This window comes from Galbibacter orientalis DSM 19592, assembly GCF_000260115.1.
Taxonomy (GTDB): Bacteria; Bacteroidota; Bacteroidia; order Flavobacteriales; family Flavobacteriaceae; genus Galbibacter; species Galbibacter orientalis.
The window spans coordinates 3,640,021-3,656,134 of the sequence record NZ_JH651379.1 but is presented as its reverse complement, the minus strand read 5'-3'; the positions used below and the strand labels follow the sequence as shown (position 1 = coordinate 3,656,134).

Sequence of the window (16,114 nt, the reverse complement as noted above, 5' to 3'; positions counted from 1 at the left end):
TTAAAACCATCTTAAAATGTCCATAATGAATTGGCATGCAAAACGATTATAGTTTTAGAGATGGTTTGTTTACTATTTTTATTTAATTGTAACCAGGATTTTGTGGTGCTAAATTCGGGTTGATAAGCAGTTCGTTTTCTGGGATAGGGAATAATTCATCCGATGCTTCCCAACCCTTTTTTGATGCTGATAAAATATCCAATTGCTTGGTACGCTTTAGATCAAAAAAACGATGCCCCATTTCGGTAAATAGTTCTGCGCTCCGCTCTGCAGAGATGGCACGTAATAGGGATTCTTTATCAGAAGCAGGTGTATTTGGAAGTCCAGCTCGTGTCCGAAGTATATTTAAATCATCAGCAGCACCAATTATATCTCCAAATTGTGCTCTAGCCTCAGCACGTATAAGGTATAGTTCAGCCAATCTAAAAATGATTGTATGCTCTTTGGAAGGGTCACTCGTACTACGTTCTTTATACTTATAGGCATGTGACCAGCTATTGTTATAATCAGTGACCTCTTTCGTCCACTGCGTTTTACGTAAATCATTCGTTTCAAATGCTGATAATTGCTGTGCGGTTAGTGCGACATTGGAAGGTGGCACGGATGTAAAAATAAAGGTTTCCCCTTCACGAGTATTACCATTACTTGTTTTAGGAGCCCATTGCCAAAGGGTGGTGGAGGATTCTTTTAAGAATACTTTGTTTAAATCAGTTTCCCAAGAATATTGACTTTTTAAATTAAGGACATAGGAAGCTGCATTAGAAGCCTCTTCCCATTGTTCTGTATATAAATACACCCTAGCCAATAGCGCCATAACGGTAGCCTTGTTAGGACGGGTGCGATCTTCTAAAAGATAATTGTTTTTTAAGTTGGCTGCTGCCTTAACTAGATCATCAATAATAGCCGAATATACTGCCGTTGAGGTCATTTTGGAGGCTATTTGATTCTCATTATAATCTGTACTAGTAATGTATGGAATAGCACCATAAAGGTTGGTGAGATAAAAATGTATGAACGCACGGACAAATAGTGCCTCTCCAATAAGTTGATTCCTCTCTTCCTCTGATAGTGCTTGGGATTGTGCTGTTTTTTCAATAATAGCATTGGCGCTATAAATCAAATGATAACTATTGTTCCACCAGCTACCAACGGTTGAAGATGATGGTAGTAAGGAATTTGTGTAAAGAATATTGATTCCATCAGTAGTTCCATAGTAATCCAGTTCGTCAGCATAGAGTCCCATAGTATAGGATAAAGCACTTATCATACTTTCATCCCGCATTTCCGCGTAAATGGCTAATAGTGCCGCATTGGCAGAGGCCGCTTCTTCAAACACAGCGGCTGCGTTTAATTGAGAAGCAGGGAGTTCCACCGCTACAAAATCTTCACAAGCTGTCGTGATGAAGAAACAGGAAAAAGTGAATAGACAAAATATAATGAGTTTATATCTTTTTAATAATGGATGTTTATTTGTTAGGTGTCTAATAGGTGTTTTCATGACTGTATTTATTGTTTTAAAAATTAAGTTGAAGCCCGGTAGTTAATACCCGTAGGGGTGGTAGACTACTTCGGAAACCAGATTCTGGATCCATACCTTCATAGGGTGTAAAAGTCAAGAGATTTTGACCACGTAAAAACAATCTACATTGTACGCCTTGGATCATATTTTCAGGTAAGGTGTAAGAAACTGAAATTGTTTTTAATCGAATGTAAGAGGCATCTGTGATTATTGCATCGCTTTGAATATAATTTAGATACCTCAAATAGAGCTCTCGATTAAGTCCAGTAGAGTAGGGTTGATAAGTAGTTTGATCTCCGGGTTGCATCCAATGATCCTGTACGGATTTCGGTTGATTAACCATTTGTCCAGGAAGTCCAGTCAAGGATATCCCTGAATAGTTTTCTTGTTTGACAAATTGAAATAAAAAATCTAGTCTAAATCCTTTGTAATTAAAGCTATTTTGAAGACCTCCATAAAAGCTTGGATTTAAGTCTTTATAGCCTTCTCTGTCGTCTGCTCGACTTAGCACACCATCCTCATTATAGTCTGTAAATTCATATAAACCAGTAGCTGAATTCAGCCCTTGGAAACTATACACTTTATCAATGTTTAAAGGTGCTCCAATGACATAGGTATTTGCATAGGTAGAGGTTTCTAGCCCAGGAAAACTTACCAGTTTATTGGTAGGGATGCTGAGGTTTAAAGAAGTACGCCATGAAAGTTGAGAAGCTTTGATGTTGGTTGTGTTGAATTCAAATTCCCAACCGCTGTTTTCAACAGTAGCGTCCAAGTTAGCTTGAATGGAAGGGAACCCTGTTGTTTGGGGCAGGGGAATCCCAACAAGCTGGTTGGAGGAACGATTTTGATAACGGGCAATACTTACTAAGATTCGATCGTTTAAGAATCCTGTTTCTAATGCGATTTCGAATTTTTTATTTTCTTCCCAACTAAAAAGTGGATTGAAAAGCCTAGAAGGTTCCATAGTTGGAGTTCCTCCGTAATTGTTTCCGTTGACCGTATACGTATCTAAGTATTGATAATCTCCGATTTGGTCACTTCCAGTAGTTCCATAACTACTACGAAATTTTCCGTAACTTAAAAAAGGAAAGGTATTTTCAATAAATGGTTCCTCAGAAAATAGCCAAGCAAAACCAACCGCTCCAAAGTTGGCAAATTGTTTGCCTGAGCCAAAGCGACTAGAGCCATCTCTTCTTCCAGTAATGTTTAAGATGTATCTATTTTTAAGTGCTACATTCAGACGTCCATAAATAGCATTGTACTTATAAACGGTTTGCTCATCAGCTAAAACTTGTTTCGTATTGGCTGCTGCGATATTATTAATAAGGCTATTGTTTACAAATCCAATACCAACAATCTCTTCACGATTATTAGTTAACTTTTGGAAAGTACCGCCAACTAATAACTTCGTATTGAAATCCCCGAAACTCACAGAGTAATCTAGTTGAGGTTCGATAATCCATGAAGCCCGTCGTATTTGATTTTTATAAATAGAAGATAAATCACTAGTAAGTTCATATGCTGGGTCATAAATAGTATGTGGACTAGCTAAATCATCATTATATTGGGTATGTGTGTATCCAAAATTACTTTGAAAATAAAGATGAGGAAGTAGCTCATAGGAAAGGCGTAAGTTACTGGTTAGATCATAACTTTGGGAAGCGTATTCCTTTTGTAATGGCGCTAATGGATTTTCCCATGTACTATTTTCCCAATTAAGACTGCCATCCTCGTTGTATAGCGCTGGTGCATTTGGTGCTAATTGATAAATTGCTGATGTGAGTGATTCTCCAGGTAAATTATTTTGTTGCAGTGTATAATTTCCAGAGAATTGCAGTTTAAACTTCCCATCAGTTGTTTGATGGGATAGGTTGGAATGGACACCGGCTTTATTATATGAAAAATCTCCTGGATATACCGTGGTTTCACGATGGTATGAACCATTCACATTGAATTGGGTCTGTGTATTACCTCCGGAAATGCTGCCCTTGATATCGGTAATCTCTGAGGAACCTCCAATGAGGACTTCCTCCCAATCTGTATACCTATTTGGGTCCCACGTGCCATTGACATCATATGCATTGGATGGATAGTCATCATACCCATCATTTTGATATGCTTCCTGACGCATATCAAGATATTCTTCTGTATTCATAAGATTCATATAGGTGCGTACCCAACCCAATCCATAAGCATAATCCAAACTGAAACGTGTCTTCCCAGCTTTTCCTTTTTTAGTGGTAATAAGTACCACCCCATTAGCTCCTCTTGATCCGTAAATAGCGGTGGCATCAGCATCTTTCAATACCTCTATGCCAGCGATGGAGGAGGGGTCAATACTATTTAAAGGATTGGAGCCACCAGGGATAGAGCCGCTGGTATAAAAAGAGGAAATACCTTGAGTTGAATAAGGAACGCCATTAATGATATAAAGTGGAGCATTACCATCCGAGCGAAGACTGTTTTGCCCACGGATTTGAATTTGAAAACCCCCACCAGGAACACCGCTGTCTTGAGTGATAAATACTCCTGGCATCTGTCCCTGCATGGTAGCTAATACATTAGTGACGGGTTGTTTCTCAATAGCTGCAGCAGTGATTTTAGAAATACTTCCCGTACGTTCTTTTTCAGATACCGTGTAATATCCAGCATTAACCGTAACAGCACCTAGATCGGTTATATCTTCTTCCAATACCAAGGAAAGTTCTTCAGTATCTCCCACTTTTACTACAAGGGTTTTAAAACCAATGTAACTGACAACCAAAACATCGGAAGGACTGGCCTCTAAATAAAAGATACCATCTTCATTAGTGAACGTTCCCTGAGATGCGTCTTGTAATTTTACATTTACACCTTGAATAGGAATGCCATTGGTATCAGTGACCACTCCTTTGATCCGATGTTGGTATGCAGCTAAATCAAATAAATTAATACCCCTGGTATTCCCAAATAGGGAATACGTTCCAATTGAAAAGATAAGCAGGGTAAATAATAGTATACACTTATCTCTTATTACACACTTTTTTTGCATAATTTTGAAATGTTATTAGTTAGACTTCGTTTAATTGATACAAAGGCTTTCCGATCACTTTCCACAATGGCGGAGAGCCTTATTTTTTTAGTTTGAAACTAATTATATTGTTGATGCTTTTTTTGACTGTTTCTTCTTATATACTTTAATTTTAATTAGTTAAACATTTTAGTTTCGCCGTTTGAATTTCATACCAAAGTATGATAGTTCAGGTTGCCAGCGAAACCTTAAAAATTCGTTCTAAGCTTGCTAATAGTTTACACGGTGGTTTCCGTGATTCGTGAAGAGTATTATTACGAGATAATTGTGTATCGTATGCCAAAATCAATAATTTATATCATCAATCCCGTAACAAAAATGGTCTAAATAGGACCTTTTGGTTTCTTTACAAAAAGTCTGTCCATGACCGATACCCTCAAACCATATGAAAGATTTAAAGGCAATAAATAAAACCATAATGAGGTAGTTAGTTGGTTCATTATATAAAACATTGTAAGAACAATACTTCATCAATGTAAACAACAAAAGAAATGCTTGAAATCTATGAGAAAACTCTTTTCTGAAATAAATGAGCGTGGATCTCAACTTATTGTTATCGAGGCACTGGCGGTACCTTTACCACTAATAAGAGAGCCCACGCCCGGGTCGTGAGCAAATCTGCTTATTATCTCGTGGTAATATAAAACGCCAGTTTTCGATAACGAGATTCAAAGCAATTGCTTCTAATATTTTCCTATTTGAAGAATTGCAAATATATGTTATTGAAACAAATATAATAATAATTTTAATTAGTTGGGTTATATCCCAACAATAATTTCACAAAATAAGGACAAATTGCTTTTAAACAATTTGGCATGAAAATAAAAGATGACTTTTTAAAGGAAATTGGAATAAAAATATCTGAATTTAGAGAAAGTAAAAAACAAAAGCAAAGTGATTTAAGTTTCTTGACAGGAATTGAAAAGTCAGAAATAAGTAGATATGAACAAGGCAAAATTAATTTAACTATGACTACTTTATTGAAGTTTTCGAATGCGTTAGATGTACATCCTAGAGATTTTTTTGATTTCGAGTTCGATTTGAGTAAATATCAAATAGATGGTAGTGAAATTTGATTTAAATAAATTAGTATTTTATAGTATAATGCTAATTTATTCTTTTATACTATAATTTTTAATAAAAATATCGAAAAAGAGGAATTCCGTAATGATAATATTTAATCTTTAGTTTCCTTTGTTAAGTAATTTTTATGCATTAGGGGTTTATTTAGCTTAGTATTAAAGATACTTATATCTATAAAATGCTTTCTTTCCTAGAAAAATTACTTGATTTGAAAGGATTATATTTATTTTAGTTCAAATAAATATAATAGAGATAAACACATCACATGTGTTTATACAGACATTGGCGTGCATGCAAAACCGACAGCACAATACATTAATCGAAAAAGGAATAATGGACATAGAGAAATTTAAAAATACAATTCAAGACTGCAATTTGAATTTCCTTGTTGGTTCAGGTCTTTCTGTTCCTTACTTTTCGACACTTGGTAACATTGAAGTTCTTTTAACGGAATTGGAACGAAACAAAACTCTTAGCGAAGACGAAAAAACTATTGTTAGAGCTTCAATTTTAGGGAAATACTTCAAAAATGTTATTAGCAAAAACCCTCAAATTATTGATGAAACTATTACAGATGTTAAGAGAGACGAGGTTCTATCAAACTACAAAAATTTCTTAGTTTATCTAAATACAATTGTTCTAAAAAGAAAAAGTACCATTCTTAACAAACAAGTCAACATTTTCACTACAAATATCGATGTGTTTTTCGAAAAGGCTTTGGAGACCTCGCAACTTGAATACAACGATGGATTTTATGGGCGATTTAACCCTATTTTTAATCTGACAAATTTCAAGAATTCTCTATTCAAAAAAAGCCTTCATTACGATAACACCTCAGAAATTCCTGTTTTCAACTTATTGAAAGTCCATGGCTCGTTGACTTGGGAAACAGATAGAGATAATATTATTTATTCAGGTTTAAGAGCTATCAAATCTGTCCAAGTAAAATTTGAAAATGTTGAATCGGATTTGATTGATTTTGATACATCAGCAACTATCGACACTCATTTTACTACAGAAGTTAAAGGAAAAACTATTTTACCAACCTATGGAGAGTTTTTAGAAGAATATAAAAAATTTGCGGTTGTAAACCCAACCAAAGAAAAGTTTCAAGACACAATTCTTAATCTTCAGTATTATGAGCTTCTAAGATTATTTTCAAACGAGTTAGAAAAAGAAAATACGATACTCATCGTATTCGGATTTTCTATGGCGGATGAACACATTAGGGAGATTGTTACAAGAGCAGCAAACTCCAATCCCACTCTAACAATTAAAGTTTTCGCTTATGACAATAGTGCAAAACTTGATATAGAGGCAAATCTAAAAAAAGGAAGTGCCACCATTCGCTATAATAACATTCAAGTTATAGAGATTGACGATACATCTAAACATTTCGACTTTAAAACTTTTAATGAAGAATTCTTAAAAGCAATCTTAGACAAAATTGATTAGGATATGTCAAACGAAATAATAGTCGAAGATTCAATATTTAGAGTAGGTAGAGTAATCTCTGTTGATGGTCGGTCAATTAGAGTTTCAGTTGACAAAGCAAAAAACTCATCTCATTTAGTGTATAAAGGTGACCTAATTAAAAATGTATCTGTTGGTAGCTATATTAAAATTATAAAAGGTTTCACAATAATCATTGGTAAGGTTGAAGGAGAGTTCACTTATGAAGATAAAATTGCTTCTACAAAAGAATATAGTAGTGATAAGGAAAAAATAAATAGGTCGCTTAGTGTAAGTCTACTTGGTTTTTTTAATAAAAAGGAATTTGAACGTGGAATAAAAGAAATGCCTTTAGTTGATAACGAATGTTATCTTTTAGATAGACAAGAGTTTAACCAAGTTCATGATTTTATTCGAAAAACCGATGAACCATTAGTTATTGGAACTCTAACATTAGAAAAGGGTCAAACTATAACAGTTGGAATTGATAGTCTTTTTGCTAGCCATATAGGCATTTTTGGAAATACAGGAAGTGGAAAATCATATACACTAGCCAAACTATACTTTGAGCTTTTTAAAATCTACAAGGACAACCAAAAATTTAGAGAAAAATCAAACTTCTTTTTATTAGACTTTAATGGCGAATATGTTACCGAATCAGAAAATGTAATTATCCCAAAGGATTATAAAAACATTTATAGGTTGACTACAAAGAATAATGATGGTCAAAAGTACCCTATTTCAAAAGAAACTCTTTATGACCATTCTTTTTGGGCAATTGTGCTTGAAGCAACAGAGAAAACTCAAACACCATTTTTGAGACGTGCAATCGGAAATTCGTCTCTTGCTGATAAAATAAAAACCAACGACAGTCTAAAAGAACTTATTAAAAATACTTTTTGGCTTGGGATTGCAAAGAATGATGGTGAATTAGGACAGAAAGTTTTAATAGAGTTTTTGTCTGAACTCTATTATTCATTGGGTTATTCAAATTTACTTGACATTAGAGATGCAATTAGAGAGAGAATTAAATTTTATGCGAGAGATAATAAAAGAGAATTTGTTTATATAGACGCAGAAGGAGAATGGCATTGGGATAACGACATGAGAACCAAAATTCTTGATCATTTTGAAGAATTAGAACTACCAGATACAGAAATTAATGATTTAGATGTTCTAAAAATTCAAATCATATTTCAATACTATGATGAAATTATAAAAGGGTTTGCAAACATCGAGCATCTCGCACCTTTAATAAAAAGATTAGGGAAAAATTTTAGTGATATTAGGAAGGTAATCGAAGCAAAAGAAGATGTTTCAACCTCTAAAAATTTCACAATTGTATCTCTCAAAGAAGTTAATATTCATATGCGTAAGATTTTACCATTATTATTATGTAAACAACTTTATGAAGAACAGAAGACTAAAAATGATGAGACTTCTCATTTAAACATAATTATTGATGAAGCTCACAATATTCTTTCAAGAGATTCCAATAGAGAAAGCGAACAATGGAAAGATTATAGGCTTGAAACTTTTGAAGAAATAATAAAAGAAGGTAGAAAGTTTGGTGTTTTCCTGACATTGGCTAGCCAAAGACCTTCGGATATATCGCCAACAATAATATCACAATTGCACAACTATTTTTTACACAGACTAATAAACAACAATGACATTATTGCTGTAGAGAAAACCATATCATATCTTGACAAACTATCTTTTGAGTATTTGCCAATTCTGCCGACAGGTACATGCATTTTAGCAGGTCTTTCGGCTCAAGTTCCAGTAGTTATAGACATTGGAGCAATTGAAAAAGAATTTGAACCAAATAATAAAACAAGAAGCTTGATTGAAAATTGGAAAGATTAAGAATAATAAAGCACGACACGCCAAGTTGGTAACCGTTGCACAAGCCATTAATTTTATAAAAACAAGATAGATTTAAACCCTTTTAAGGGCTTTTATTTTACAATCTAATTAAGTTGTACGTTAAAATCAAGGAGCTTAAAACAGCATAAAATGTGTTTTTGAAGGGCTTTTAAAAAAGAAGACGAGACTTTTAAGCTTCCCACTCCACTTTTAGCATGTTTTTGGATGAATTTCAGATACTTTTTAAGGTTGTAGGCAATGGCAGAGAGCTGCATACACTTATTGGCTTGTTTAATGCCAATGGTATTAACCTTTCTAAGTCCCATAAATTGGGTTAATGTTCCAAATACCGGTTCTACCGTGCTTTGCCGTTTGCCTTTCATATATCTGCCCTGTGGACTGTTTACCCGAGCTATATTGCGTTCATATTCTTTGCGGTAAGCGGTAATATTGATCCGCTTTTCATGACTCTTTCCTATACATTGCTGTTTTATCGGGCATCCCTTACAATCACTACGCTTAGTAAAGTAATTATCTTTTAGCGTTCCTTTTTCTAGTTTCTGTTTTCTAAAAGTTACTTTTTTACCTTGTGGGCATAACCAATAGTTTCCTTTTTCATAATATATAAAACTATCAGGACCTCCCTTATAGGTACCGTGTGGAGGAATAAAGCTTTGCAAGTGTCTGTTTTCTAAAAAGGCATAATTCTCTCCACTACTATATCCTGTATCTGCTACACAGTTTTCCCAAAGTAGTCCTGAGTTCCATAGTCGCCGTTGTACCCTTTTTACAATATCAGCTAATTGCTGGTTGTCCTTACCATCGGCATGGTAAGCTTGTATGTCGGTTATCACATGATTGGAAGTATCGACTGTTAATTGACTTAAGTAATTCAGTTTTCTAGCCTTGCCCGGCTTTACACTAATTCGGGCATCGGGATCGGTAGGGCTGTAATGCGTTTTATTGCTGGTATATCTTGCTCCTTTATTACCTGCGCCAGGACGCTGATCTTGTTCTCTTGCCCATTTGCTATTCCTAGTGGTAATATGGACTTGCAACAAAAAACTAGACAAAGAGAAAAGAGATTATGCTGCTAATTTTTGATTGTACATATCTGTTTCAAACTCATCAATAGATTTTAATCCTAAAGCTGAGTGTAATCTTTTTCTATTATACCAAGTTTCTATCCATTTAAAAACAGATAATTCTGCATTAGATCTAGTTTGGTATTGATATTTATAGATCCATTCTACTTTTAAAGATTTAAAAAAGGATTCTGCTACAGCATTATCCCAACAATTTCCCTTACGACTCATAGATTGGTTAATTAACCCTTTATAAGATTTAATTAAATCTGTAAATTGGCCACTAGCATATTGAGAACCTCTATCGGTATGAAATATTAATTTTTTCGTGATTTGATTTCTATTAACAGCCATTTTCCAAGCAGAAATAATGGTGTTTTTTGTGGTTAGGTCCTTACTAAAAGACCATCCCACTACCTTTCTATTGAATAAATCTATAATTACAGTTAAGTACATCCAGCCTTGTTTTGTAGCAATGTATGTCATATCAGATACCCATACTTGATTTTTTCTATCAACTTTAAAATTCTGATTTAATAAATTGGGAGCCACCATATATTTATGATTCGAATCGGTTAATGCTCTAAACTTATAAGAGCGTCTTACTAGTAAACCTAATAATTTCATTAGCTTACTTATCCTTCTCCTAGAAACAAAATAGCCATATTTTTCTAATGCTTTTTTTATTCTGGGTGCTCCATAGCTCTCGTAGCTTTCTTTAAACACCTTTTGTATAAAAAACATGATACGCTCATTAGCTAACCAATGTTTTGATGGACCACATTTTAGCCAATTATAATAACTACTCCTACTTACTTTTAGGACATTACACATCTTCTCAACAGGAAATTTCAATCTATGATATTTTATAAATTGATATTTTTCTTGTCGCTCTTGGAGAAGATGCTCACTGCCTTTTTTAATATTTCATTCTCTAAATAAGCATCCTGTAATTCTTTCTTCAAGGCTATAATCTCGCGCTGTTGATCTGTTAATTTTAAGTTTCCCTTTCCTGGAAAACTATTCTTATCTCCATAGTGTTTTAATTCACGACGCCATCTAGATAAAGATGAAAAGGAAATATCTAGATCTTTACAAGTCTGTTTTAAACTACCTTTAGCATAACTAAGCTCTACAGCTTTTTGTTTAAATTCTTTGGTGTAAAAATTTCGTGCTTTTGACATTATTATTTTTTTAAAGTTTATAAATATATAAACTCCTTTCTTACTGTCCAGTCAAATATAGCAAGTCCATTTTTGAACTGGATGAAGTAAAAGACAATAAAGAGGTGCTCTCTGTCATGCTTAAATTAATCAAAACTGCTGTACAGCGTACCATCTGGCGAAACCGTTCCGAACGAGGAATTATTCTTTTTGATGAGTTTGCTAAACAACTAAAATTTAAAAATGTATTGGAGAGCGTGGAATTTTATTACCAAGCCATTCGTAAACAAAATGGTGCTATTGGAATCATTTTGCAATCCATCAATCAATTACCAAAGAACAGTACCTCGGCTAGTATTTTGGAAAATACACAAGTCATTTACAGCCTTCGCAATGAAAAAGGGTACGAGGAGCTCATCAAAAGACTAAAACTTGCTGCCCATGATTTAAATCAGCTTTCTTCCCTTCAAAACAACTTTACCGGAGACCGAAAATACACCGAGATCTTTATAAAAATAGGAAAGGAGAGCAATGTGTTTCGGTTGGAAGTTCCTCCAGCGGTGTACGCAGCTTATTTGACCGATGGGAATGAAAGTGAAGAAATCATGCGGTTGTATGATCAGCTAGGTTCGATGGAAGAGGCTATAGAACGCTCTGTAAAATGTAATCAAAAATAGATGTACTAATGAAAACTAAAAATAAAATACGATACTATCCAATGGGGTTATTGATCTTGAGTTTTTTATACCTGCCGACTGCAGGCAACAGTCAAGGCATGCCTGTGTATGATAATACCAACTTTATCAGTTTGGCAAAACAATTGATTGAATCTGGGAAACAAACCTCGCAATTGATGCAAACCGTTAATTTTCTAAAGAAACAAAAAGAAAATTTGGAAAAGGTCAATTCGGTAATTCGACAACTTCATGCTTTAAAAGCACTCACCAATAACAACCAAAGGTTATTTGAAATGGTGCAATCAGATTTGAGTGATGTATTAAGTTCTCCTTATATCAAACCTGATGAAGTAGGACGGATAGCTGATTCCTTTGATGCTATTATGATAAACGCGGTAGCGAGTCTAGATTATGTGGAGCAAATTTTATCCAGTGATTTATTAAAAATGACGGATGCTGATAGGGTGCAGCTCTTACAGGAGAAAGAACAAGAATCCAAGGAGATGGTGGCAGAGATTGAAAATAAAATGCGACGCTACCAAGAAATCATTTCTTTTCGGAAACTACAGTCGACTGTTAACAGTAGGATCGCTAACTATTAACGGATGCAATGGATTCTTTTAAATATAGGGCTCGAATATGTGGATGCTGTTTTTCAGATAATTAAAGACAGTGATTTTTCAAGGTATACCATTACTGGGGTAAAAACATTTGCAGTGCTTTTGTTTTTAATCAATATACTTAAAAAATACCAGGAAGGGGTGGTAGACCGCGATGGCTATACTTGGGGACTTTCTCCTGGGGAGTTGGTCAAAAACTTTACAATTGTATTACTGGTGATTTTTTCATCACAAATACTCGGTTTTTTTGATGCTGTTTTAGTGGCTGTGGAAAGTAATTATAAGGATATGGCTCCAGCGCTCCTTCCTTTGCAGTTGCAGGATGTAGAGATAGAGCGGGAGGTGGGCGCTATGGAAGCCGCCAAAAAGGCATTGGCGTTATTGTATGAATCCCTAGTAACGCCACTCTATGGGATGAAAATTTTGTCCTTTATCCTGTCAGTCTTCCTGTGGTTAATGGACTTGTTTATTTATCCCTTGTTTTTAGCAGAGCGCTATTTTTTATTGGGGATTATGCAGGCTTTTTTTCCATTGGTAATTAGTTTGTCAGTTTTTGAAAAGTTTAGAGGCTTGGCCTATAATTATTTTAAGCTTTATGCAGGGGTGTACATGCTCGTTCCAGCCTTTTTCCTAGTGAATGTCTTTGTGAATAATCTCTATCGAGAGATCAGTGGGAACTTTTGGAATGCCCTTTTTGGAACTGATTGGGGATCAGAATTTTTTGCACCATTTATTGAGCTTGCAACCATTGGATTTATTGTGCTGATCAAATTTAAACTTTATAAAAGAGCCACCTCTTTTGTGTTTAGGCTGTTTGTTGGGAATTAACGAATTAGAAAAAATAATGGCTTATGAAACTTAAAACCCCTTATAAAAATATCTATCAGGTATTGGGACAAAACAGATGGATTGTACTAGCCTCTATTATTGGAAGTGTGATAACTTCAGTGGTTTCTATTTTAGTAGTTATCAAACTTCATAAAGAAACATTAAGAAATGCCTTCGTGGTAAGTCAAGAAGGGCAAGTCATTCCTTTAAAGATAGCCAAAGAGCGAGCGAATTTAAAAGTAGAAGCACTAGCACATTTAGCACGTTTTCATCGGTGTTTTTATCAGTTGAGTGCGAGTAATTACAAAGAACAAATAGCAAAAGCACTTTGGCTGGGAGATACCTCAGTGGATGAAGTATACCAGCAAAAGAAAGCGGAAGGCGTATATAACCGTCTGCTGCAATATGCATTGGTACAAAAGGTTACCGAAATACATACCGAAGTGGATTTAGTTACGAAGCCTTTTAAATTTCAAACTCAGGTACGCTTTGAAATTAAAAGAGGGACGGTAACCGATCACTATAAGCTGATAACTACAGGAAAGCTTTTGCGAATCGAACGGAATTTTCCCCACAACCCACACGGACTATTAATAACCGAGTTCTATGAAAATAGCTTACAAAAGCTAGTGAATTAAATTATAGGAATATGAACATGATTAAAGATAAAAAAAAGTTAATTTTCATGGGGTTAGTGCTCTGTGTACTATTGTTTATAGGAGCTTATGGTATTTTGACTTTTGGCGGAACACAAGAGCCTAGTGTGGGGAAAGCATCGGTTGAAGTTCCAAAATTGAAGGAAACTACACCAGAATTTGAATCACGATTAGAGGCTGTAGACGCTTTAGAAAAGGAAGAGCAGACAGAGCCTCCAAGTGTTTATCAGGAAAAGTACCTGGATAGTGCGGGTTATTATGACAAACAGCTATCGGATTCAATGAAAAAAAGAATGATTGATAGTGTCTATCAATTAGGTGCTTCGCGATATCAAAAACTACAGCGTTCCCAAAACGCCTACGAAGTACCTATTGTTAGGGATACGCTATCCAAAAGACAAGTGAAATTAACCAAGAAAGCTGTTAAAGTGATGGAAGTGAAAATGAAAGCGATGGCCTTGGAACATCAACTCTTTTTTACTTCAAATCCAGAAGAAAACGTTGAACAACATATACGTAATACAGATGAAGAATTATGGGTGCGAGTAGACGGTACGCAAACCGTAAAGCAAGATTATAGATTACGTATGCGGCTATCCAAATCTGCCAAAGTAGATGGAATCACTCTTGAAAAAAACACCTTACTGTATGGTTTTGTAAGTTTTCAACCAAACCGAACCATCTTAAAAATTGAAAACCTTAATGGACGAGCCGTCCAATTTGAAGCGTATGATTTGGATGATGGTAGTAAAGGAATTTACATAGAAAACAGTTTTCAGGAGGATGTACGAAAACAAGTCGTTGGTGATGTGGTAGATGATATCAACCTAGCTGGAGTACCACAAGTAAGTGGTATCAAGCAGCTTTTTAGAAGGAGTAACCGACAAGTGAAGGTGACGGTAATGGACAATTATCAATTAATATTAAAACTCAAGCAATGAGACATTCTTTGTTATTTCTTGAACATATAAGGAGATGATTGTATGGATGTTTCATTTGACATTTGAAAAACAATAAACATGAAGACATGAAAGCAATATGTATACTTATATTCTTAATTCTATCAAATTCTTTACATGCCCAAGTTATATTGGATACGTTGTATGCTAATAATAAGAAAAGTGTGGCGTTGTTTTTTCCACAGGCGATCCGTCAAGGAATTACAGGGGCTTCTCATTTTGTGTTTACCTATAATCGGGAGACAAAACAGTATTTCGGGTTATTACAAGCGCAGCGTGGGGAAGCAAGTAATTTGTTAGTTGTTACTGATGATGGGCAGGTGTATTCATATATTTTGAAATATGCAGAACAGCTACCTAAACTAAATTATTTTATGTCAAAAACAGAAAGTATAGGTACTGAAGTACCGCTTTCATTAAAGCCAAAACCCAAACAGTTAGCATTGGATAGTATGGAGAAAAGTTTGGCATACTATAAATCCTTCAGTAAATACTTACTTAAAACTACCCCCAAAAGATTAGCGTCTAAAAAAAGGAATGGAATTAAACTACAACTTCAGAAAATGGTTTATCACAAATCTGAAACTTATTTAGTCATGGAAGTATCTAATACTTCGGGTATTACTTTTGAAACTGATTTTTTAAAAGTTTACAGTGTCAGTGGGAATAAGAAACGAAAAGCTTCCTATCAAAGGCTTGAAATGAAACCGATATACATTTGTAATTATCCCAATAAGATATGGAATGGTCAGTTACTTCGATTTGTATATGTACTGCCAAAATATGTACTGGGAGACAAAGAAAAATTATTGGTGGAATTGCAGGAGTTGAATGGGGGTAGGAAGGTCACTTTGGTAACCAGGCTTTGAAAATTATAGATTATTACTTGTTTAAAAATATTCAAGGTTCTGCAATAAAGTTAAATTACTCCCGTATCTTAGAAAAAGAATGGTGATAGTGCAGAATTAATTCACATTTAAAAATAGAGATTAATTATTTAATATCTGTTATAGATTGCTTTTAAAGTCTACTCAGCTAACTTTTAGTCATTCTTATATTTCCCTGAACTAAATAAATGTAATAATTATTAGATTTGTTCAATAAAAATAAGACAATAGTAATGACCCCAGAAA

The 16,114-nt window shown here is 34.6% G+C and carries 11 protein-coding genes and 2 pseudogenes; 9 read left to right on the top strand and 4 right to left on the bottom strand.

Annotation, left to right across the window (positions count from 1 at the left end; translation table 11 throughout):
- Nucleotides 1-82: 82 nt before the first annotated feature.
- Together JOOMADRAFT_RS16030 and JOOMADRAFT_RS16025 are read right to left on the bottom strand one after the other, a co-directional pair.
- Nucleotides 83-1,372 (bottom strand): RagB/SusD family nutrient uptake outer membrane protein, encoded by a 1,290-nt coding sequence (locus tag JOOMADRAFT_RS16030; protein WP_245547686.1) that lies wholly within the window; start codon nucleotides 1,370-1,372, stop codon nucleotides 83-85.
- Between the two features lie 142 nt (nucleotides 1,373-1,514).
- The gene (locus JOOMADRAFT_RS16025) at nucleotides 1,515-4,550 is read right to left on the bottom strand and encodes a SusC/RagA family TonB-linked outer membrane protein (RefSeq protein ID WP_008615202.1); all 3,036 of its coding nucleotides are present in this window, start codon (nucleotides 4,548-4,550) and stop codon (nucleotides 1,515-1,517) included.
- 854 nt (nucleotides 4,551-5,404) lie between these two features.
- On the opposite strand from JOOMADRAFT_RS16025, the gene JOOMADRAFT_RS16020 reads away from it, so the two are divergent.
- The 3 genes from JOOMADRAFT_RS16020 (at nucleotide 5,405) to JOOMADRAFT_RS16010 (ending at nucleotide 8,993) form a co-directional block, all read left to right on the top strand.
- Complete coding sequence (locus tag JOOMADRAFT_RS16020) at nucleotides 5,405-5,665, top strand: helix-turn-helix domain-containing protein (protein WP_008615201.1); 261 nt, start codon at nucleotides 5,405-5,407, stop codon at nucleotides 5,663-5,665.
- 340 nt (nucleotides 5,666-6,005) lie between these two features.
- Complete coding sequence (locus JOOMADRAFT_RS16015; protein ID WP_008615200.1) at nucleotides 6,006-7,127, top strand: SIR2 family protein; 1,122 nt, start codon at nucleotides 6,006-6,008, stop codon at nucleotides 7,125-7,127.
- Between the two features lie 3 nt (nucleotides 7,128-7,130).
- On the top strand, nucleotides 7,131-8,993 hold the full coding sequence (locus JOOMADRAFT_RS16010) for an ATP-binding protein (RefSeq protein WP_008615199.1): 1,863 nt from the start codon (nucleotides 7,131-7,133) through the stop codon (nucleotides 8,991-8,993).
- A gap of 104 nt (nucleotides 8,994-9,097) precedes the next feature.
- On the opposite strand, the pseudogene JOOMADRAFT_RS16005 reads toward JOOMADRAFT_RS16010, so the two are convergent.
- Both JOOMADRAFT_RS16005 and JOOMADRAFT_RS16000 read right to left on the bottom strand, forming a co-directional pair.
- Nucleotides 9,098-10,039: pseudogene (locus JOOMADRAFT_RS16005) on the bottom strand (transposase); the annotation flags it as partial.
- A gap of 39 nt (nucleotides 10,040-10,078) precedes the next feature.
- A protein-coding gene (locus JOOMADRAFT_RS16000) for an IS3 family transposase (protein WP_085942222.1) occupies nucleotides 10,079-11,262 on the bottom strand; the annotation gives its coding sequence in 2 pieces (ribosomal slippage) (nucleotides 10,079-11,001 and nucleotides 11,001-11,262; 1,185 coding nt in all).
- Nucleotides 11,263-11,330: 68 nt separating this feature from the next.
- On the opposite strand from JOOMADRAFT_RS16000, the pseudogene JOOMADRAFT_RS15990 reads away from it, so the two are divergent.
- The 6 genes and pseudogenes from JOOMADRAFT_RS15990 to JOOMADRAFT_RS15965 form a co-directional block, all read left to right on the top strand.
- Nucleotides 11,331-11,918, top strand: a pseudogene (locus tag JOOMADRAFT_RS15990) (TraG/VirB4 family ATPase); the annotation flags it as partial.
- Nucleotides 11,919-11,926: 8 nt separating this feature from the next.
- Nucleotides 11,927-12,520, top strand: a complete 594-nt coding sequence (locus JOOMADRAFT_RS15985) for a hypothetical protein (protein WP_008615191.1) — start codon at nucleotides 11,927-11,929, stop codon at nucleotides 12,518-12,520.
- A gap of 3 nt (nucleotides 12,521-12,523) precedes the next feature.
- Nucleotides 12,524-13,366 (top strand): hypothetical protein, encoded by an 843-nt coding sequence (locus JOOMADRAFT_RS15980; protein WP_008615189.1) that lies wholly within the window; start codon nucleotides 12,524-12,526, stop codon nucleotides 13,364-13,366.
- Nucleotides 13,367-13,389: 23 nt separating this feature from the next.
- Entirely contained in the window at nucleotides 13,390-14,004 is a 615-nt protein-coding gene (locus JOOMADRAFT_RS15975; RefSeq protein WP_008615187.1) for a conjugal transfer protein TraK, read from the top strand.
- A 17-nt stretch (nucleotides 14,005-14,021) separates the two neighbouring features.
- Nucleotides 14,022-14,963 carry a conjugative transposon protein TraM gene (gene traM, locus JOOMADRAFT_RS15970; protein ID WP_040880163.1) on the top strand — a complete coding sequence of 314 codons (942 nt, stop codon included), beginning with the start codon at nucleotides 14,022-14,024 and terminating at the stop codon, nucleotides 14,961-14,963.
- Between the two features lie 86 nt (nucleotides 14,964-15,049).
- Nucleotides 15,050-15,850, top strand: a complete 801-nt coding sequence (locus tag JOOMADRAFT_RS15965; protein ID WP_008615176.1) for a DUF4138 domain-containing protein — start codon at nucleotides 15,050-15,052, stop codon at nucleotides 15,848-15,850.
- Nucleotides 15,851-16,114 lie beyond the last annotated feature (264 nt).